We start from the raw sequence: 19,520 nt of genomic DNA, 5'->3' as shown, positions 1-19,520 counted from the left end.
CGCCGTCCCGGCGACCAGCGGCGCGCCGACGCGCTGCGCGATGTGCCGGGCCTGGACCTTGTCGCCGAGGGCGTCGATCGCGGCGGGCGGCGGGCCGATCCAGGTCAGGCCGGCGTCGATCACCGCCCGGGCGAAGGCGGCGTTCTCGGCGAGGAACCCGTAGCCGGGGTGCACGCTGTCGGCGCCCGTCCGCCGCGCGATGTCGAGGATCTTGCCGATCGACAGGTACGTCTCCGCTGGCGTGGCGCCGCCGAGGGCGCACGCCTCGTCGGCCATGCGCGCGAACAGGGCGTCGCGGTCGGGGTCGGCGTAGACGGCCACGCTCGCCATGCCGGCGTCCTTGCAGGCGCGGATGACGCGAACGGCGATCTCGCCCCGGTTGGCGACCAGCACCTTGCGCGGTGCCAGGGAACGGGTCATCGAAGGCCTCCGAACTTCCACATCGATCCGCGCCAGGCGCCCGGCCCGGCGTTCAGCGGCGGGCGCAGCGCGTGGTGGCGGGCCGCCCAGCCGTGAGGGTTCCTGGGAGCCGGGGCGGGATCCCCGGCGGTCCCCGCCCGCAGGGCGAGCACGGTCACCAGGGCGGCCAGTTCCTCTGCCGTCGGTTCGCCCCTGACCACGAACGCCCCGGTCACAGCGGGATGTTCCCGTGCTTCTTGGGCGGCAGCGCCGCCCGCTTGCCCCTCAGCAGCCGCAGGGACCGGACGATCTCCCGGCGGGTCTCGCGCGGCGGGATCACCGCGTCGACGTAGCCGCGCTCGGCCGCCTGGTAGGGGTTGGCCAGGGTGTCCTCGTACTCCGCGACGAGCTTGGCGCGCAGGGCCTCCGGGTCGGCGGCCGAGGCCAGTTCCTTGCGGTAGAGGATGTTCACCGCGCCCTGGGCTCCCATGACCGCGACCTGCGCGGTCGGCCAGGCGAGGTTGACGTCCGCGCCGAGGTGCTTGGATCCCATGACGTCGTACGCGCCGCCGTACGCCTTGCGGGTGATGACGGTGGCGAGCGGGACGGTGGCCTCGGCGTAGGCGTACAGGAGCTTGGCTCCGCGGCGGATGATGCCGTTCCACTCCTGGTCGGTGCCCGGTAGGAAGCCGGGCACGTCGACGAAGGTCAGCACCGGGATGTTGAAGGCATCGCAGGTGCGGACGAACCGGGCGGCCTTCTCGGAGGCGTTGATGTCGAGGATGCCGGCCAGTTGCATGGGCTGGTTGGCGACGACGCCCACGGGCTGTCCCTCGACGCGGCCGAAGCCCACGATGATGTTCGGCGCGAACAGGGCCTGCACCTCGAGGAAGTTCGCGTCGTCGAGGACGGACTCGATGACGACGCGCATGTCGTAGGGCTGGTTCGGCGAGTCGGGCACGAGCGTGTCGAGCGCCCTGTCGGCCTCGCCGAGCGAAAGGTCCGCTTCGTCCCCATCGGTGGGGAGGTCGTCCAGGTTGTTGCGCGGCAGGAAGGACAGCAGGGCCTTGACGTACTCGAGGGCGTCCTCCTCGTCGTCGGCCAGGTAGTGCGCGTTGCCGCTCTTGGTGTTGTGCGTGCGCGCGCCGCCGAGCTCCTCGAAGCTGACGTCCTCGCCGGTGACCGTCTTGATGACGTCGGGGCCGGTGACGAACATGTGGGAGGTGCCCTCGACCATGACGGTGAAGTCGGTGAGGGCCGGCGAGTAGACGTGGCCGCCCGCGCAGGCTCCCATGATCAGCGAGATCTGCGGGATGACGCCCGAGGCGTGCACGTTCCTGCGGAAGATCTCGCCGTACAGGCCGAGCGAGACCACGCCTTCCTGGATGCGCGCGCCGGCGCCCTCGTTGATGCCGATGATCGGTGACCCGGTCTTCAGGGCGAGGTCCATCACCTTGCAGATCTTCTCGCCGTAGACCTCGCCGAGGCTGCCGCCGAAGACGGTGAAATCCTGCGAGAAGACGCACACGGTCCGGCCGCCGACCGTGCCGTGACCGGTGATCACGCCGTCGCCGTCCACCCGGTTGCCGTCCAGGCCGAAGGCGGTGCTGCGGTGCCGCGCCAGCGTGTCCAGCTCGACGAACGAGCCCTCGTCGAGCAGCCGCTCGATCCGCTCGCGCGCGCTCAGCCTGCCCTTGGCTCGCTGCTTCTCGGCCGCTCGGGCGGCGTTGACGTGCACGGCCTGGTGCAGCCGGTCGTCGAGCGCCGCCAGCCTGCTCGCCGTGGTCTGCGGATTCATTGATCACCACTCGCGGTTTGAAACTGGGTTCCATGCGGACGATACTCAGTTTCAGTGCCTTGGACAACCTCGGATCCAGGAGAATGTGGGGATGCCCCGATCGCCTGTCAGCCAGCGACTCGCCGAGGCGGCGATAGCGCTCTTCGACGAGCGCGGCTATGACGAGACCACGGTCGACGACATCGCCGCCCGAGCCGGCGTGAGCCGCAGCACCTTCTTCCGGCACTACCGGTCCAAGGAAGAGGTGATCTTCCCCGACCACGACGCGCTGCTGGCCCAGGTGCGGGCGCGCCTCACGGCCTCCACCGCCGACACCGCGATCGTCGCGGTCTGCGACGCGGTGCGCATCGTGCTGACCCGCTATGCGGAGGACGCCGAGGTGTCCCTCCAGCGCTACCGCCTGGTCGGCAAGGTCCCGGCGCTCCGCCATCGCGAGATCGTCAGCGTGGCCCGCTACCAGCGGCTGTTCCGGGAGTTCGTCGGTGACTGGCTCGGGGACTCCCCCGACGCCGCCCTGCGCGCCGAGCTGATGGCCGCCTCCGTGGTGGCGGCCCACAACCAGGTGCTGCGCGGCTGGCTCCGCGCCAACGGCGGCCACGACCCGTTCCCCGCCCTGGACCACGCGCTCCAGTACGTCATCACGACGTTCCGGCACCTGGAGAGATCACGGGACGACGGCGACCAGGACGCCGACCGGGTCATCGTGGCCGCCTTCCGGGGCTCGGCCTCGCCGGACACCGTCATGGACGCCATCCGGACCCAACTCCAGACGCCTTCCTGAAAGCGTCCGCGAGCGAGGCGTCTCACGAAACCGGCCCCCGACCTGTGAGTCCATGCCGGCGGGGGTTCACCGGCCGGTCCGCGGCCTTCCGCTCCCCGATGAGATCGGCTATGTACAACGTTGAATACAACGTTGTACAAAGGCTGGCACAAGGATCGTACGGTCAGGGCCGCACGCGCGCGCCGGAGCGGGAGAGATCTTCATGGGTGCCAGAGTCGTTCAACGCATCGCGGCGACGTTCACGGGATTGGCCTGCCTCCTCCTGGCGGCTCCGGCCACGGCCGCCCCCGCGGTGGTGGTTCCGGCCACGGCCGTTGCCGCGAGCCCCGGCGGGTCACCGCCGGCCGCCTACACCAACCCGGTCGGCCGCGACTTCGCCGACACCTTCGCCGACCCGTCGATCATCAAGGGCGAGGACGGCTGGTGGTACGCCTTCGGGACCACCGACCCCCTGCGCGAGGGAGAGCGAACCCCCCACTACCTCCCCATCGCCCGGTCGCAGAACCTGACCGACTGGACCCACGTCGCGGACGCCTTCACCGCCCAGACCCTCCCCGCATGGGCCGACACCGCGGCCGGCGCGAGCCTGTGGGCGCCCGACATCCGGCGGGTGAACGGCGAGTACCGCCTGTACTACGTCGTCACCCAGACCACGGTCACGCCGGAGCCGAACGACAACGCGATCGGGATGGCCACCGCGCCCACCCCGGCCGGCCCGTGGACCGACTCGGGGGCGCCGGTCGTCGGCCCGCGCAGGGGCGGCGGCGGGTCCGGCGACTTCAAGTGGACCTTCGACCCCGCCCACGCCGTCGACGCCGACGGGACCGAGTATCTCGTCTACGGCTCCTACTACGGCGGGATCTTCATCACGCGGCTCGACCCCGCGGGCAGGCAGGCCGTCGGCGAGCCCACGATGATCGCCATCGACAACCGTTTCGAGGGCGGATACCTGCTGCGCCGCGACGGCTACTGGTACCTGTTCGCCTCGTCGGCCGACTGCTGCGCGGGCCCCACCACCGGCTACAGCGTCTACGCCGGGCGTTCCCGCTCCATCACCGGCCCATACGTCGACCGTGAGGGCGTGCCGCTCGCCACCTCGCGGGCCGGCGGCACGATCGTCATCGCGCCGAACGGCAACCGGTGGGTCGGCACCGGGCACAACGCCGTCGCGACCGACGCCACCGGGCAGGACTGGCTGGTGTACCACGCCATCGACCGCGCCGACCCCTACCTCGACGAGCCGTTCGCGATCAACGAGCGGCCCATGCTGATCGACCGGCTCGACTGGATCGGCGGCTGGCCGACCGTCCGGGGTGGCGCGTGGGCCTCGGAGGACCCGCAGAAGGCGCCCGGCCGCCCCGTGCCCGTGAAGGCCGCGCCGGCGCCGCGGCTCGGCCCGCTAGACCGGGATCGCAGCGACGAGTTCGACGGCGCGCGGCTGCGACCGGGCTGGACCTGGGTCCGCTCCCCCCAGGGCGAGCTCGTGGGCGGGGCTCTGCGCTGGCCGACGCAGGACGCCGAGCTCAACCGGGAGAACAACACCGCCTCGGTGCTGCTGCGGGAGCCGCCCGAGGGAGACTGGACCGCCGAGACCAAGCTCCGCGCCGACCTCGGCACCGACACCGTCCGCAACTACCAGCAGGCGGGCCTGATCGCCTACGCCGGAGACGACCTCTACACCAAGCTCGTCCACGTCGCGATCTGGAACACCCGGCAGACCGAGTTCGGCAAGGAGATGCCCTACGCCGGCCGGATCGCCTACGGCGGCACGATCGTCGGGCCGCCCGCCGACACCACCTGGCTGCGCCTGATCCACCGCGTCGACAAGCGGAACGGCGAGCACGAACTGCGCGCCGCCACGAGCCGCGACGGCCACACCTGGATCCACGGCGGCGTCTGGACGCTCCCCGCCGAAGCGGACCTGCGCGTCGGCCTCATCTCCCTGGGAGGCGCCGGAGCCACAGTGGACTTCGACTACTTCCACCTCCACCGGCGCTGACCCCGAGCGCACGGCCGGGCCTCCCCGTGCGAGGCCCGGCCGCCGTGGAGGTCAGGGCCGGTGGGTGAACGAGGATGGAGCGAGTGGCCGGTCCTACGGCCGGAAGCCGTCGGCGTGTTCGGCCGCCCACTCGGCGAACGTGCGTGCCGGGCGGCCGGTGACCTTCTCCACCACGCCGGTGACGGTGGAGCCGATCTCGTGGTCGCTCCCGTACACCTGCAGGAGGAACTCCACCCTCTCCCGGTGACCGATCTGAGGATCGTCGCCGAACACCTTGAACAGGAGCATCTCCGGCAGCCTGCCCTCCTCGACCCACTGCTTGCGCGTCTCGTCCGGGCTGAGCTCCTCGAACCGCAGATCGCGCCCGGTGGCCCCGGCGAGGATGCGGATCTTGTCGCGAGGAGTCAGCACCTCAGGGCCGGTGATGGTGTAGGTCTCGCCGGCGTGACCGTCCTCGGCCAGGGCCACCGCCGCCACGGCGCCGATGTCGGACTCATGGACGGTGGCGCCCTTCCGGTCGCCGTACGGCTCGCGGATCACCCCGTCGGCGCGCAGCCGCTCGCCCCAGTCGGCCAGGGTGTTGCCCATGAACTCGATCGGCCTGAGGTGAGTCCACTCGAGGGCGCTGGACCGGACGGCGGGCTCCAGGGTGCCCTCCTGCCAGCCGCCCAGGACGGTGACCTTGCGCACTCCCGCCCGCAGGGCCAGATCCACGATCTCCGGCCCGTTGCGCAGCGGCTTGTAGTCCGAGGCGAAGTTGATCAGGTGAGCGGCGGTGACGCCGTCGAAGGCCTGCGCCAGGGTGCCCATGTCGGTGAGATCGCCGGCGACGACCTCCACGCCTTCCGGCAGGTCCGCCTTGGCGGGGTCGCGGGTCAGCGCCCGCACCTTCTCCCCCGCCCGCAGCAGGTGCCGGACGACGTGGCGGCCGACGGTTCCGGTGGCTCCGGTGACCAGAACGGTCATGACAACACTCCTTGTGAGGATCGGATCGAGACGTGATGTGCCGGTGGACGCGCCGGTCGGGAGCGGTGATGCGGCGGCGTGGCCGGCGCCCCACCCGCCCCTGGTGAACCCGGTCGCGATCCAAGAGGGCCGAGCCTCGGTGAACGTGACATCGGAGCCCGCGAGTGAGGTCCAGATCACACTTGGGGCGCGCATGTCACACTTCGGAGACCACCGCACCTCTAAGGAGGCAGCACCCGAGATAAGGACCACCCATGCATGACAGCCCGGAGGACATCGCGGCGGACACGGCGACACAGGTGTTCGCCGGTCATCGCGAGCTGCTGTTCTCGATCGTCTACAACCTGCTCGGCAACGTGGCCGACACCGAGGACGTGCTACAGGACACCTGGCTGTCGTGGGCGCCCCGGACCCGGGCGCCGAGCGCCGAGGAGATCGCGAACCCCCGCGCCTACCTGGTACGGATCGCGGTCAACCACGCGCTCGCCCGGCAGACGGCCATCCGGCGCCGCCGCGAGACCTACGTGGGGCCGTGGCTGCCCGAGCCCCTGCTCACCGACACCACCCCGGACTCGGCCGAGCCGGCCCTGCGCGCGGAGTCGGTGTCGATGGCGCTGCTGGTGGTGCTGGAGACCCTGACCCCGCTGGAGCGGGCGGTGTTCGTCCTGCACGAGGTGTTCGGCTACGCCCACACCGAGATCGCCGACATCCTCGGCCGCACCCCGGCGGCCGTACGGCAGCTCGCCCACCGCGCACGCGAGCACGTCCACGCCCGCCGCCCCCGTTACCAGGCCGACCCGCGCGTCCAGCGCCAGGTGACCGAGCGGTTCCTGGCCGCCGCGCTCGGCGGCGACCTGGACGCCCTGATGCGGATCCTGGCGCCGGACGTGACCATGTGGACCGACGGCGGCGGCAAGAGCCGGGCCGCCGGCCTGCGCCCGGTGCACGGCCGCGACAAGGTCGCCCGCATGATCGCCGGTGTCGCCTCCCGCGCGCCGGAAGGCCTGGAGGTCCGCTACCGGACGGTCAACGGCGACCCCTCCGCGCTGCTGTTCGCCGACGACGCCCCGTTCGCCGTCATGGTCCTCGACCTCAGCCCGGACGGAGAGCAGGTGTCGGGCATCTACTCCGTCAGCAACCCCGACAAACTCTCCAGGATCCAAGACGAGTCAACGACGACACGAAGTCCGAAAGGCCCAGCCGATTCCTGAAGCCGCGCGCCGGCGCGCCCTGGATGCCGAGCAGCTCATGATCGTGTCGTCCCTTCTTCCGGGGCGAGCCCGAACAGGCGTACGGCGTTGTCCTTCAGGATCTTGGGACGGACCTCCGGCTTGATCTGCAGCTTGTCGAAGTCCGACAGCCAGCGGTCCGGGGTGATCACCGGGTAGTCGGACCCGAAGAGCACCTTGTCCTTCAGCAGCGTGTTCGCGTACTGCACGAGCTGGGGCGGGAAGTACTTCGGCGACCAGCCCGACAGGTCGATGTAGACGTAGGGCTTGTGCGTGGCGACCGCGAGCGCCTCGTCCTGCCAAGGGAAGGACGGGTGGGCCAGGATGATCCGCAGCTCCGGGAAGTCCACGGCCACGTCGTCGACCAGCATCGGATTGCCGTACTTCAGCCGGATGCCGCCTCCCCCGGGCACCCCGGCGCCGATGCCGGTCTGGCCGGTGTGGAACAGCGCGGGGACGCCGAGCTCCTCGATCGCCTCGTACAGCGGATAGGCCACCGGATCGTTCGGCGCGATGCCCTGGATGCTCGGGTGGAACTTGAAGCCGCGCACGCCGTGCTCCTCGACCAGCCTGCGCGCCTCGCGGGCGCCCGCTCTGCCCTTCCAGGGGTCGACGCTGCCGAACGGGATCAGGACGTCGGCATGCTCGGCGCAGCTCTCGGCGACCTCCTCGTTGGAGATGCGCGGATGCCCGGTGGCGTGCTCGGCGTCCACGGTGAACACCACCGCGGCCATCTTGCGCTCGCGGTAGTAGGCGGCCATCTCGGGGATGGCCGGCTGCCGGTGCCTCTGCGCCTTGAAGTACTCCTCGGAGGCCCCGAACAGCTCCGGGCTCAGCGAACCGTGCCCGTCCTTGGAGATCTCCGCGTGGGTGTGCACGTCGATCGCCACCAGATCGGCGACGTTCATGACTCGATCGGTCATCTCAGGCCCCCGGAATCTTCGGCCGCGGCCAGCGCCTCGGCGTGCGCGCGGCCGAGGCCACGGCCGGCGCCGGTGACCATGGCGGCCTTGCCGGACAGATCCATCAACTCACCCCTCGATGCCCATGGTTGCGTGACAAGGCCAATCTATGGCACTTTTTCGACCCCCGGCAAATTTGCGCCCAATGTCACTGGCCGTCCCCCGGGAAGCGCAGAGGCCCCCACCGGTGACCGGCGAGGGCCTCTGCGCGTCCATCTGCGCGACTACGTTTCCGCATCGGGCAGGGTCTCGGTCACCGGCTCGCCCCCTCCTTGATCGCGACGATCTGAGGGGCCGTCCGGTCGGCCCAGCCGGCCAGGATGTCCGCCAGCCGCGGGAGGTCGGACTCGACCAGCGCCAGCCCCGGAGTGGGTACGGTCGCGCCCAGTTCCACCAGCAGGGGCCGCAGGTGGACCTCGACGGCGAGAGCGTGCCGGGGATCGCCCATGACCAGCAGCGGCAGCGCCACCGTCCCGGCCAGCGCGCCGGAGGGCAGCCGGTCGAGAAAGGCCTTGAGCAGGCCGGTGTAGGTGCCCTTGTAGGTGGGGCTGGCCACCACCAGCACGCCGGCCCCGGCGACCAGTTCCAGGGCCGCCTTCACCTCCGCCGGGGGGTCGGGCGACAGCAGATGCCGCCCGAAGGCGGCCGACAGGTCCACCACTTCTCCGGCTGCGGCGTCATCATCGATCCGCCGCCCGACCGCCTCGGCGGCCGCCACGGCCACCTCGCGGGTCCGGGAACCCGCACGCGGGTTGCCCACCAATGTCACGATGCTCATCGGATCCTCCCAGTCATCAACGCAGGATCATCGTTCCTATAGTAAATATTTCCTACCAGATATACATGAATATCAGGAGCGCCGCCCCGCCCACTTCGGGGCGGCGGCGGCCGCGTCAGAAGACCGTCGTCAGAAGACCGTCCCCGCGAACGGCAGCGCGTCGGTGCCGAACAGCTCCTCCGCGATCTCCACCGCACCGTCCCGGTGGACGGCCACCCGCCCCGCGCGGGCGTGCTGCCACCAGCGCGAGCCGCCGAGGTACAGGGCGCCGAGGGTCGCGACGTCCACCGCCAGGTCGGCCGGCGCCTCGATCCGGGTCGCCCCCTGGGCACCGATCAGGTAGGTCCCGGTGTTCCCCGGCAGCAGACGGTCGGTGACGGCCAGGACCAGCGAGCCCGAGCCGCGGTAGCCGCGACGGGCCAGCGCCGCGGGCACGTCGATGATCCGCAGCCAGGTCTCGTCCCGGATGGACGAGGTCCGGACGGCGCGATCGTCGGTCAGCAGAACCGCCAGCGGGTCGTCCACGGCGGTGAACGGGAAGACGATCCGGTCGACGAGGTCGACCCCGAGCAGGTACCGGATCAACCCGGCGTACGCCTCCGGCGTGGCGGCGACCAGATCGTCGACGACGATCACCCGGTCCTGGCTGGTGAACCACTCCGCCGTGTTGATCGGGTGGTACCGGACGTATCCGTCCTCCGCCCCGGCGGGGCCGTGCACGGCGACGTAGGCGGGGCCCGGATCGCCGTTGTGCCGCTGCTCCTGCTGCCGCCACCAGTAGTCCGGCCGGTCGATCGCGCCGGTCCAGACCGCGCCGGACTCGTAGATCTGGGCGAGCAGCTTCCACGACGAGGAACCGTCGACCAACCGGACCCGGCCGCCGTGGGGCACCGTGTCCCGCAGATGAGCCCGCCTGCGGGACAGCTCCCGATGGGCGTACGAGCCGGCGACGCCGTACCCGAAGCGCTCGTAAATGACGGCCTCGGACGCGCGCAGGGTGGCGACGATCTCCCCCCGTTCCGCGATGTCCGCGAGCTGGCGCCGCAGCAGCGCCGTCACGACGCCGCGGCGGGTGTGCGTGGGCAGCACGCCGACATGGGTGACCGCGGCGTGCGGGACCCGCGCGCCGCCCGGCACGACGAGCCGGCTCGAGTAGGAGTCGGCGGTGCCGGCCAGCTCACCGTCGACGAAGGCACCCAGGGTCCGGCCGGGTTCGAAGAGCTGCGCGATGTCGGCGCCGGCCGGGAAGGGCGGCAGGCCGACCATCGCGGCGCGGAAGACCGCCGCCGCCGCGAGCAACTCGTCTTCGTGGCCGAGCACGCGCACATCTGGACTCATGATCATCTCCTCGTTCACATCTACGCTGGTGCCTGACTTTTACCTGGCCTCGCTCACAGGGCGCCGGCCGGGTCCCGCAGGCGTGATGACGTCGACCACGAACGTCGAGATCAACACGGCGCCGAGCCTCAGCCCGTCCGGGTGGCCGGCCTCGGCGAGCAGTCGCTGCGCCTTGGCCGGGTCGCCCGCGCTCCCGGGCGTCGCGTAGGGGTCGAAGTCCTCGTGGCCGAGGATCGTAGAGGTGATGATCTGCCCGAGCGGCTTCGCCGCGATCTTGCCACCCTGCGCCTGGACGAGGTTTGATCTTGTTCACGCGTACGCCGGCGCCTGCCGCACCTTCAACTCGCGCAGCGCCTCCGCGCCGGGTGAGGTGACGCTGGGACGGGCGTTGAAGGTGATGAAGTCGGCCGCGCCGCTTGCGTGCCGGTGCGCCCGCCCCGGCCTCAGCCCTTGCTGGCGCCGAGGGTCAGACCGGCGACGAAGTGCCGCTGCAGGGCCAGGTAGATCGCCAGGGTCGGGATGACCGTGATGGTCGCGCCGGCCGCGATCATGTTGTAGTCGAGCAGGAACTGTCCCTGCAGGTTCGTGACCCCGGTGGTGATCGGCAGCCGGTCGCCGCTGTGGATGAACAGCAGTGGCCAGAAGTAGTCGTTGTACAGCCAGATCACCTCCAGCGTGCCCAGGGCGGCCAGCGCCGGCCGCGACAGGGGCATGATGATGCGGCTGTACTGCTGCCAGACGCTCGCGCCGTCCACCTGGGCCGCCTCCGTCAGGCTTCCCGGCAGGGCCTTCATGTAGTTGGCCAGCACGAACGTGCAGAAGCCCATCTGGAAGGCCACCTCCACGGCGATGACGGCGTAGTAGGTGTCGAGCAGAGTGCCGGACGAGCTGATCGAGTACGGCAGCGGCGTGTGCTTGAACATCTCGAACAGCGGCGCGGCGAGCACCTGCGGCGGCAACATGTTGCCGGCGGTGAACAGGACCAGCAGCGTCAGGTTGAACTTCCAGGTGAACCGGCTCACCGCGAACGCCATCATCGAGGAGAGCGCGAGCGTGAGCACCACCGCCGGGACGCTGATGAGCAGCGTGTTGCCGAAGTAGGTCGCCATGCCGCCCTGGGTCCACGCGCCGGTGAAGTTGTCCAGGTTGATCGGTCCCTGCAGGCTCCAGTAACCGTACTTGTCGGTCGCCGCCTTCGGACGCAGTGCGGTGTAGAGGGTCCACAACAGCGGCACCAGCCACATCACCGCCATGGCGATCAGGAACAGGTGGGTGCCGTAGTGCCTGCGAGGCCGGTCGCCGGCACCGGGACGGCCGGTCGCCGGCGCGGTCGTCGCTGTCGCCGTCATCAGTCAGCCCTCCGGAAGGTGCGGACCAGGTAGTAGACGATGGGGCCGAGCGAGATGAGCAGCAGGATCACCGCGAGGGCCGACCCGACACCGATCACCTGGCCCACGCCTACCAGGTTCTGGATGACCAGGACGCTGAGCAGTTCGAGCCCGTTGGTGCCCTTGTTGATCAGGTACACGATGTCGAAGGCCCGCAGTGCCTCGATGATCGTGATGACCACGATCACGATGTTGATGGGCCGCATCGCCGGGAGCACGACCCGGAAGAACGTCTGCCAGGCGTTGGAGCCGTCGATGGCGGCGGCCTCTCGCAGGCTCGGGTCGATGCCCTTCAGCCCGGCCAGGTAGAGCACCATGATGTAGCCGGCGTGCCGCCAGGTGGTCGCCACCAGGGCGGCCCACAGGTTGACGCCCGAGTCGCCGAACCAGTCGACCGCGCCCGGCGTCCCCGCGGTGCCGAGCAGGTTGTTGAGCAGGCCCTCGTTACGGGCGTAGACCAGCTGCCAGACGATCCCGACCATGACCATCGACAACATGACCGGGGCGAAGAAGATGCTCTGGTAGAGCCGGGTGCCGCGGATCTTCTGGTCGAGCAGTACCGCGAGCAGCAGCCCGATCGGGGTGGCGACCAGAGCGAGGAAGGCCAGCCAGATGATGTTGTGGGCCACGGCGGGCCAGAACGGCGGGTAGTCCTGGACGGCGTAGGTGTAGTTGCTCAGGCCGGCCGGCCGGATGTCGGCCAGGTTCAGGCCGTTCCACTTCATGAACGACAACCCGACCGACAAAAGCGTGGGGATCCACACCAGGACGGCCTGGATGAGCGTCGGAACGCCCACCATCAGGCCGAGCACGAGCCGGTCCCGCCCCGACAGCCGTCGCACCCGGAGTGACCGCGCCGGGGGCGCGGACTTCTCGGCCGGTGCGTCGGCTGCCGGCGGCAGGCTCGTCTGCGGCATGAGGCTCATCGGCTCACTCGGCCGCGTACAAGGTCTTGGCCTGTGCCTCGATGTTTCGCGTGTCGATGGTCCCGTCCTTGATGAAGCCCTGCAGGGCCGGGATCATGACGTTGTTCGCCATCGCGGGCAGGGCATCGCGGTCGAAGAACTGGCTGATGTTCTTGGCGGCGGCGATCGCGGCGGCGCACTTGCGGTTGAGCTCGCTGAACGACGAGGTGTCCGCGTCCTTGGCGGTCTGCAGGTTCGAGGGGTCCTTGGCGGCGTACGCGTCCTGACCCGCGCCACTGCCGAAGAAGGCCAGCATGTCCTTGGCCGCCTTGTTGCTCCCGCCCCTCTTGGACAACACGAAGCCGTCGATCGGCGCCTCGATGGCGTCGGTGCCCTCGACCGCGATGGCGGGGAAGGGGAAGAAGTCCAGGTCGGCGAGGACCGCCTGGTCGGTGACGTCCTGGGCTATGAAGGAGCCGACGAGGTACATGCCGGACTTCTTGCCCGTCATGCTCCGGGCCCCCTCCTGCCAGGTGGCGCCGAGCGCGGCCTTGTCCTGGTACGGCAGCAGCGCCTTCCAGTGGTCGAAGACGTCCTTGACCTTCTGCTGGTCCCAGGACTCCTTGTGGGCGCACAGGTCGAGGTGGAACTGGTAGCCGTTGGTGCGCATGTTGATGTAGTCGAACGTGCCCATCGCCGGCCAGCCGTCCTTGTCGGCGAAGGCGATCGGGATCAGGCCGTCCTTCTTCATCTGGGCGCACAGCGCCAGGAACGCGTCGAAGGTCGCCGGGATCTGGTAGCCGCGCTCCGTCCACAGGCTCTTCCGGTAGAAGAAGCCCCACGGGTAGTTGTAGTTGGGCACGAAGTACTTCTTGCCGTCGTCGCCCTGGGACGCCGTGGTGAGGCCTTCGGAGAAGTTGCCGCCGATCTGCTCCCACACGTCGTCGACCGGCGCGAGCAGGCCCTTGGCGGCGTAGTACCGCATCTTGTACCCGGCGAACCAGGTGATCGCGTCTTCCGGGTTGCTCTGCAGGTACGAGCTGATGTTGTCGACCAGCTGGGCGCGCGGCATCACGTTCATCTTCACGGTCGCGCCGGACTTAGCCTTGTACGCGTCGACCATCGCCTGGATGGCGCTCCGCGGGACCGGGTCGGACAGGCCCGAGCCGAGCGACGTCGCCTTGGCTGCCGTGCCGGCCGTGCCGGCCGTGCCGGACGGGGCCGTGCCGCCGCTACAGGCCGCGAGCAGCGGCGCCGCGGCGAACGCGGCGGTGGCGCCGCCGAGCCCCTTCAGCAGGGCGCGCCGGTTCAGCCGGGAGTCGAGTGGGCTGGCAGGTGTCATGCGGTGCGGTTCCACGGAATCTCCAATGGTGGTGAGGGGAGTGACCTCTGGGGCCGGCGGCTCCGGGCCGTCGAGGTGTCGAGATGCGGTGTGTGGTCGTGACGCGGCCCTCGCCGATCGCGCGTCCCTGAGGTGTCCATGCCGGCCTATCCCACCCTCTGCAGGCGGACGAGCACGCTGGCGTGGTCGCCCGGCGGCAGGCAGAGGGGCAGGCCCGACCGCAGCAGCACGGCGCCCGGGTACGTCGCCCCCGTGTCCAGGTCCCGGTACACCGCGTCCGGCCGTACCGCGGCCAGCCGCAGCGGCGCCGGAGCGTGACCGAACGGGCGGGTGGGGCACCAGGCGAGCACCACGTGGTCGTCCCCGCGGGAGTACTCCACCGCGGTCAGCGTGCCGTCGCCGCGCAGCCGGTGCTGCGCACCGTGCTGGACGACCGGCCGGACGCGCTTGTACGCGGCCACCAGCTCGGCGCTCTCCTTCAGCTCCTCCTCGGTCCAGGTGGTGAGGTCGCCGCCGATGCCGAGAACGCCGGCCATGGCGACGTGGAAGCGGAAGCGCAGCGGGGTCCGCCGCGCGGTGGCCACGTTGGGGCTGTCGGTGACCCAGGCCCCCATGACCTGGGCCGGGTAGAGCTGGCTGAACCCGTGCTGGATGCCGATCCGGTCGACCGGGTCGGTGTTGTCCGACGTCCACACCTGGTCGGTCCGGGCGAGGATGCCCAGGTCGGCCCGCCCGCCGCCGCCTGAGCACGCCTCGATCCGCAGGCCCGGGTGGTCGGCGCGGAGCCGGTCCATGATCCGGTAGACCGCCCGCGTGTGCTCGATCCACAGCCGGTCGGGATCACCGTGCCCCGGCCATCCGGCCTCGGTGAACGGGCGGTTGGCATCCCACTTGAGGAAGTCGATGCCGTGCTCGGCCACCAGCCGGTCGAGCCAGGCGTGGGTCCACCCGGCGGTGTCCGGCCGGGCGAGGTTGAGCACCAGTTGGTGGCGCATCTCGGTCCGGCCGCGGTTGGCCATGTGCAGGACCCAGTCCGGGTGGGCGCGGTAGAGGTCGCTGTCGGGGTTGACCATCTCCGGCTCCACCCAGAGCCCGAAACGCATGCCGAGCCGGCGCACCTCCGCCACCAGCGGGCCCAGCCCGGACGGGAAGCGGGCCGGGTTGGGCGCCCAGTCCCCGAGCCCGGCTCGTTCGCTGCCGCGGGCGCCGAACCAGCCGTCGTCCATCACGAACAGCTCGACGCCGAGCCTCGCGGCGCGCGCCGCGAGGGCCATCTGGCCCGCCTCGTCGACGTCGAACCCGGTCGCCTCCCAGGAGTTGTAGAGCACGGGCCGGGTCTCGTCCGGGTGGGACAGCACCTGCCCGCGGACGTGTCCGTGCCAGGCGCGGCTGGCCGCCCCGAACCCGCCCGCCGTGTAGAGGCCGGCGAAGACGGGGGTCTCCAGCGTCTCGCCCGGCGCCAGCGACCAGGTGAGGCCCTCGTGGCCGAACCCGCCCGTCCACGTGGTCCGGCCGACCGGGTCCCGGTGAAGGGTGATCCGCCAGCTTCCGCTCCAGGCGAGCGCGGTGCTCCAGACCTCGCCGTGGTCCTCGCCGGCGGTGCCGTCGTCGACGGCCAGCCAGGGATTGGCGTGGTGGCTCGTCATGCCGCGCCGGCTGGTCAGGACCGTCTCGGCCACGGGGACGTCGGTGCGCCGGACCTGGAACTCACTGTTCCAGCCCCCGACGAGGTGGCTCATCCGGTACCGCGTCCGGTGCGGCGCCGTCCAGGCGGCGGAGTCGCAGCGCAGCACGGTGACCGGCGCCTCGTCGTCGCGGTTCTCGACGGTCGTCCATCGTTCGATCACGTCGCCGTCGCCGTGCACCCGGTAGTTCAGGGTCACGTGCAACGGGTAGTGCCGATCGCGCAGGTGGACGCGCAGGTGCCCGCCGTCGATGTCGTGGCCGGCGTATCGCCACTCGACTCCGCGGGTGCCGTCGGCGAATCGCACGAGCAGGCTGGGCGGCCCGAAACGGGCGCCGCCCTCCACCGCCAGCTCGTCCACGCCGGCCGTCGCCTCGAAACTGCTCGCCGCCGGTGACACGCGCTCGGCCAGCTCGACCGCCTGGTCGAGCGTCAGCACGGCACCCCAGTGAACGTGCCGCAGGCTGTCGTCCTCGGCGAGCCGGACGGCGTACGCCGAGGCCGGGCCGCGCAGCAGCCACAAGCGGTGGTCGGGGTGGAACAGCACGGCGGGCATCTGGTCCTCAAAGTCGGGCAGGAAGGTCGGTGAGTGCCGCTGAGCGTAGGTCTCGTCCGGCGGCAAATCAATACTTGACGAAGGAAATTATTACGCCTACGTTTCGGGCCATGCTTACCGAGACCGGCAAGGGCGCTCTCACGGAGACTCCGGCGGCGACGGCCGTGTTCACGGCGGTGCTGACCGAAGGACCCCTGAGCCGGGTCAGCCTCGCGCGCCAGCTCGGGCTGTCCTCCGCCGCCGTCACGAAGGCCGCGCGGCCGCTCATCGAGATGGGCTACCTGCAGGAACTGGCCGCCACCGAGCGGACGGGACCAGGCGCCGGGCGTCCAGCGAGCCCGCTCGCCGTGCAGGCGGACCGCGAGTTCTTCGTCGGGGTGAAGATCACCGGCGACGAGCTGATCGGCGTGGTCTGCGATCTCTGCGCGGACGTGCGGACGTCGGCCCACCGGCCGCTGACCGACCCGAGCGTCGAGGCCGTCCTCAACGAGCTCGGCCGGCTCGTCGACGACCTGCTCGACGGCCCCGGCGGCTACCGGGCCCGCACCCGCAGGCTGGGGCTCGCCGTCTCCGGCGACGTCGACCGCAACACCGGCCTGGTCCGGTACTCGCCGTTCCTCCAGTGGCACAACGTGCCGCTGGAGCGACTCGCGGCGGAGGTCACCGGGCTCACCGTCACGGTGGAGAACGACGTGAAGGCGCTGACCACGGCCGAACACTGGTTCGGCGAGGGCGTGGGCGCCGAGTCGTTCGCCCTCGTCACCGTGGGCACCGGCATCGGCTGCGGCCTGGTCGTCAACGGCCGGCTGGTCTCCGGCTCCCACGGCGTGGCCGGGGAGATCGGCCACATCGGCGTCGACGCCACCGGCCCCACCTGCCACTGCGGTGGCCGCGGCTGCGTGGAGGCCATCGCCGGCACGCCCGCCATCGTCCGGCAGGCCCGGGAGTGCTCTGGCCGGCCCGAGCTCACCATCGACGACGCGGTGGCCCTGGCGCGCGGCGGCGACGAGCAGATCGGCGCCATCTTCGCCCGCGGGGGCAACGCCATCGGCACCGGCATCGCGGCGGTCGCGAACCTGGTCGGCCCGGCGAGGATCGTCGTCTCCGGCGAGGGACTCGCCGCCTACGACCTGTTCGAAACGCACATCCGCGCGGGCTTCGAACGGCAGGCGTTCGGCGCCGCCGTCGACTGCCCGTTGTCCATCCGCCCACTGCCCTTCGAGGAGTGGGCACGCGGCGCGGCCGCGGTGAGCATCCAGTCGCTCGTCGCTCCCTGATCCTGTCTGCCTCGCTCTCCCCCGTCCGGCCGCTTCCCGGCCGGCGCCACCCCCCACTCAGGAGCCGTGACTTTGCAGTCACCATCAGGTACAGCCGGACGCCCCGGCGACTCCCCCGCCCGGCGCGGACGCCGGATCCGTACCGGAGCCTCGGCCCTCGCCGTCGCGCTGGCCGTGGCCCTCGGCGCGGGCGTGTCCACCGCGCAGGCCGCCGGATCGGGCCCGAAGCCCGGCCCGAAGCCCAGCCCCTCGCCCAGCATCGCGGCGCCAGGCGCCACCACGAAGGACCCGTCGGCCGCCGAGCGGGCGGCCGCCCAGAAGGCGGCGGCCGCGGCGGTCGCCGAGGGCATCGCCGCCCGCCCGTACATGGGGTGGAGCAGCTGGAGCATGCAGTCCAGCAACTACCCCGGACTCAACCCGGGCGGCTTCGGGAACTGGCTGACCGAGGCCAACCTCCTGCCGCAGGTCGACGCGCTCGCCGGCAAGCTCAAGGCCTACGGCTACGAGTACGTCAACATCGACGCCGGCTGGTCGAGGACGACCTCCTGGACGCCCGGGTTCGACCAGTACGGGCGGGAGATCGCCTCGCCCGAACGGTTCCCGCACGGCATGAAGTACGTGGCCGACTACGTCCACGGCAAGGGTCTCAAGGCCGGCATCTACCTCGCCATCGGCCTGGCCAAGGAGGCGTACAACAACGGCACGACGCCGATCTGGAACGCCCCCGGCTGCACCCTCGCCGACATCGTTTACCCGGACCTGCGGACGACCAACGGCTGGGACAGCTCCTACAAGATCGACTTCACCAAGCCCTGCGCCCAGAAGTACATCGACTCGCAGGCACAGCTGATCGCCGACTGGGGCTTCGACTTCCTGAAGATCGACGGCGTCGGGCCGGGCTCGTGGCGCAGCGGCGACAACTACAACAACATCCCGGACATCGCCGCCTGGCAGGCCGCCATCACCAAGACCGGGCGGCCGATCCACTTGGAGCTGTCCTGGTCGCTGGACCGCAACCACGCCGCCGACTGGAAGAAGTACTCCAACGGCTGGCGCATCGAGACCGACGTGGAGTGCTACTGCGACACCCTGGTGACATGGAACAACTCCGTCAAGGTCAGGTGGGACGACGTGCCGGCCTGGACACCGTGGGCGGGCCCCGGCGGCTGGAACGACCTCGACTCGCTCGACGTCGGCAACGGCCAGATGGACGGCCTCAACCAGGACGAGCGGCAGAGCTACATGACGCTGTGGGCGATCTCGGCGGCCCCGCTCTACACCGGTGACGACCTCACCAAGCTCGACGACTACGGCCTGTCCCTGCTCACCAACCGCGAGGTGATCGCGGTCGACCAGCAGGGCATCCCTGCACGGCCGGTGACGCCCACCAGGCCCGCCCAGGTCTGGGGCATGAAGAACGCCGACGGCTCCTACACCGTCGCGCTGTTCAACATGGGCAGCTTCCCGGCCCAGGTGACCGCGAACTGGAGCAGCTTCGGCTTCGGCGGCACCGCCACCGTCCGCGACCTGTGGCAGAAGAACGACCTGGGCGTGCTCGACGGCTCCGTCTCCGCCACCCTGCCGGCGCACGGCTCCCGGCTGTTCAAGGTCACGCCGAAGAGCGGGTCCCTGAAGGTGGCGAGCTACGAGGCGGAGGCCGGCGCGAACACCCTCGTGAACGGCGCCTCGGTCGACGGCTGCGCCAACTGCTCCGGCGGGTCGAAGGCCGGCAACCTCTACAACGGCGGCGCGTTGCGCATCAACGACGTCACCGTGCCGAAGGCGGGCGTCTACCAGGTGAACATCCGCTACGTCACGGGCGACCCGCGCTCGGCGACGGTCTCGGCCAACGGCCAGAACGCGGTCACCCTGGCCTTCCCGCCGAGCGGCGGCTGGGACATCCCCGCCACGATCACCGTGCCGATGCAGCTGCGCGCCGGCGCCAACACGATCGAGATCGACAGCACCACACCGGTCTACTCGCCCGACATCGACAAGGTCGAGGTCCCGCTGAACGTCCGGTAGACAGAGTCCGCCGAGGCCCGGAACGGCGCCGCCGTTCCGGGCCTCGGCATCGTCAGCTCCATGAGATTCACGGGGGCATGAAGTGGATGAGGA

16 protein-coding genes are annotated in these 19,520 nt (G+C 70.7%); 5 read left to right on the top strand and 11 right to left on the bottom strand.

Annotated elements, in window-relative coordinates; all coding sequences use genetic code 11:
* The 3 genes from MYF83_RS27780 to MYF83_RS27770 all read right to left on the bottom strand — a co-directional run.
* The coding region (locus MYF83_RS27780; protein WP_279340115.1) for a biotin carboxylase N-terminal domain-containing protein at positions 1 to 420 on the bottom strand (420 nt) is incomplete at its 3' end.
* Entirely contained in the window at positions 417 to 635 is a 219-nt protein-coding gene (locus tag MYF83_RS27775) for an acyl-CoA carboxylase subunit epsilon (RefSeq protein ID WP_248963669.1), read from the bottom strand. The genes MYF83_RS27775 and MYF83_RS27780, both read right to left, overlap by 4 nt.
* On the bottom strand, positions 632 to 2,197 hold the full coding sequence (locus tag MYF83_RS27770) for an acyl-CoA carboxylase subunit beta (RefSeq protein WP_248963668.1): 1,566 nt from the start codon (positions 2,195 to 2,197) through the stop codon (positions 632 to 634). The genes MYF83_RS27775 and MYF83_RS27770 overlap by 4 nt, the downstream gene beginning before the upstream one ends.
* A gap of 91 nt (positions 2,198 to 2,288) precedes the next feature.
* Here MYF83_RS27770 and MYF83_RS27765 point away from each other — a divergent pair, with 91 nt between their 5' ends.
* The gene (locus MYF83_RS27765; RefSeq protein WP_248963667.1) at positions 2,289 to 2,978 is read left to right on the top strand and encodes a TetR/AcrR family transcriptional regulator; all 690 of its coding nucleotides are present in this window, start codon (positions 2,289 to 2,291) and stop codon (positions 2,976 to 2,978) included.
* A 202-nt stretch (positions 2,979 to 3,180) separates the two neighbouring features.
* The gene (locus MYF83_RS27760; RefSeq protein ID WP_248963666.1) at positions 3,181 to 4,977 is read left to right on the top strand and encodes a glycoside hydrolase family 43 protein; all 1,797 of its coding nucleotides are present in this window, start codon (positions 3,181 to 3,183) and stop codon (positions 4,975 to 4,977) included.
* A gap of 93 nt (positions 4,978 to 5,070) precedes the next feature.
* On the opposite strand, the gene MYF83_RS27755 is transcribed toward MYF83_RS27760, so the two are convergent.
* Positions 5,071 to 5,943 (bottom strand): SDR family oxidoreductase, encoded by an 873-nt coding sequence (locus tag MYF83_RS27755; protein ID WP_248963665.1) that lies wholly within the window; start codon positions 5,941 to 5,943, stop codon positions 5,071 to 5,073.
* Positions 5,944 to 6,197: 254 nt separating this feature from the next.
* On the opposite strand from MYF83_RS27755, the gene sigJ reads away from it, so the two are divergent.
* Entirely contained in the window at positions 6,198 to 7,154 is a 957-nt protein-coding gene (gene sigJ / locus MYF83_RS27750) for an RNA polymerase sigma factor SigJ (protein ID WP_248963664.1), read from the top strand.
* 35 nt (positions 7,155 to 7,189) lie between these two features.
* Here sigJ and MYF83_RS27745 read toward each other — a convergent pair whose 3' ends face one another.
* From MYF83_RS27745 to MYF83_RS27715, 7 genes are all read right to left on the bottom strand, one after another.
* Positions 7,190 to 8,095 carry an amidohydrolase family protein gene (locus MYF83_RS27745; protein ID WP_279340114.1) on the bottom strand — a complete coding sequence of 302 codons (906 nt, stop codon included), beginning with the start codon at positions 8,093 to 8,095 and terminating at the stop codon, positions 7,190 to 7,192.
* A gap of 292 nt (positions 8,096 to 8,387) precedes the next feature.
* The gene (locus MYF83_RS27740) at positions 8,388 to 8,912 is read right to left on the bottom strand and encodes an NADPH-dependent FMN reductase (protein WP_248963663.1); all 525 of its coding nucleotides are present in this window, start codon (positions 8,910 to 8,912) and stop codon (positions 8,388 to 8,390) included.
* A gap of 129 nt (positions 8,913 to 9,041) precedes the next feature.
* Entirely contained in the window at positions 9,042 to 10,250 is a 1,209-nt protein-coding gene (locus MYF83_RS27735; RefSeq protein ID WP_248963662.1) for a GNAT family N-acetyltransferase, read from the bottom strand.
* A 443-nt stretch (positions 10,251 to 10,693) separates the two neighbouring features.
* Complete coding sequence (locus tag MYF83_RS27730; protein WP_248963661.1) at positions 10,694 to 11,599, bottom strand: carbohydrate ABC transporter permease; 906 nt, start codon at positions 11,597 to 11,599, stop codon at positions 10,694 to 10,696.
* Positions 11,599 to 12,555 (bottom strand): carbohydrate ABC transporter permease, encoded by a 957-nt coding sequence (locus MYF83_RS27725; protein ID WP_248963660.1) that lies wholly within the window; start codon positions 12,553 to 12,555, stop codon positions 11,599 to 11,601. Before MYF83_RS27725 ends, MYF83_RS27730 begins: the two co-directional genes overlap by 1 nt.
* A 13-nt stretch (positions 12,556 to 12,568) precedes the next feature.
* Positions 12,569 to 13,885 carry an ABC transporter substrate-binding protein gene (locus tag MYF83_RS27720; protein WP_248963659.1) on the bottom strand — a complete coding sequence of 439 codons (1,317 nt, stop codon included), beginning with the start codon at positions 13,883 to 13,885 and terminating at the stop codon, positions 12,569 to 12,571.
* A gap of 146 nt (positions 13,886 to 14,031) precedes the next feature.
* The gene (locus MYF83_RS27715) at positions 14,032 to 16,191 is read right to left on the bottom strand and encodes an alpha-galactosidase (protein ID WP_248963658.1); all 2,160 of its coding nucleotides are present in this window, start codon (positions 16,189 to 16,191) and stop codon (positions 14,032 to 14,034) included.
* A 44-nt stretch (positions 16,192 to 16,235) separates the two neighbouring features.
* Here MYF83_RS27715 and MYF83_RS27710 point away from each other — a divergent pair, with 44 nt between their 5' ends.
* Entirely contained in the window at positions 16,236 to 17,402 is a 1,167-nt protein-coding gene (locus MYF83_RS27710; protein WP_248963657.1) for an ROK family protein, read from the top strand.
* Between the two features lie 72 nt (positions 17,403 to 17,474).
* Entirely contained in the window at positions 17,475 to 19,427 is a 1,953-nt protein-coding gene (locus MYF83_RS27705) for an alpha-galactosidase D (protein ID WP_248963656.1), read from the top strand.
* The last annotated feature ends 93 nt before the right edge of the window (positions 19,428 to 19,520 follow it).

This window comes from Sphaerisporangium perillae (genome assembly GCF_023276435.1).
Taxonomy (GTDB): Bacteria; Actinomycetota; Actinomycetes; order Streptosporangiales; family Streptosporangiaceae; genus Sphaerisporangium; species Sphaerisporangium perillae.
The sequence above is the reverse complement of the archived record's forward strand: the minus strand, read 5'-3'. Positions and strand labels throughout refer to the sequence as shown.

Bases quoted from the DNA above. Each gene is read 5' to 3' on its own strand.
- MYF83_RS27770 (WP_248963668.1), bottom strand. From the start codon at position 2,197: ATGAATCCGCAGACCACGGCGAGCAGGCTGGCGGCGCTCGACGACCGG.
- MYF83_RS27765 (WP_248963667.1), top strand. From the start codon at position 2,289: ATGCCCCGATCGCCTGTCAGCCAGCGACTCGCCGAGGCGGCGATAGCG.
- MYF83_RS27760 (WP_248963666.1), top strand. From the start codon at position 3,181: ATGGGTGCCAGAGTCGTTCAACGCATCGCGGCGACGTTCACGGGATTG.
- MYF83_RS27755 (WP_248963665.1), bottom strand. From the start codon at position 5,943: ATGACCGTTCTGGTCACCGGAGCCACCGGAACCGTCGGCCGCCACGTC.
- sigJ (WP_248963664.1), top strand. From the start codon at position 6,198: ATGCATGACAGCCCGGAGGACATCGCGGCGGACACGGCGACACAGGTG.
- MYF83_RS27745 (WP_279340114.1), bottom strand. From the start codon at position 8,095: ATGACCGATCGAGTCATGAACGTCGCCGATCTGGTGGCGATCGACGTG.
- MYF83_RS27740 (WP_248963663.1), bottom strand. From the start codon at position 8,912: ATGAGCATCGTGACATTGGTGGGCAACCCGCGTGCGGGTTCCCGGACC.
- MYF83_RS27735 (WP_248963662.1), bottom strand. From the start codon at position 10,250: ATGAGTCCAGATGTGCGCGTGCTCGGCCACGAAGACGAGTTGCTCGCG.
- MYF83_RS27730 (WP_248963661.1), bottom strand. From the start codon at position 11,599: ATGACGGCGACAGCGACGACCGCGCCGGCGACCGGCCGTCCCGGTGCC.
- MYF83_RS27725 (WP_248963660.1), bottom strand. From the start codon at position 12,555: ATGCCGCAGACGAGCCTGCCGCCGGCAGCCGACGCACCGGCCGAGAAG.
- MYF83_RS27720 (WP_248963659.1), bottom strand. From the start codon at position 13,885: ATGACACCTGCCAGCCCACTCGACTCCCGGCTGAACCGGCGCGCCCTG.
- MYF83_RS27710 (WP_248963657.1), top strand. From the start codon at position 16,236: ATGCTTACCGAGACCGGCAAGGGCGCTCTCACGGAGACTCCGGCGGCG.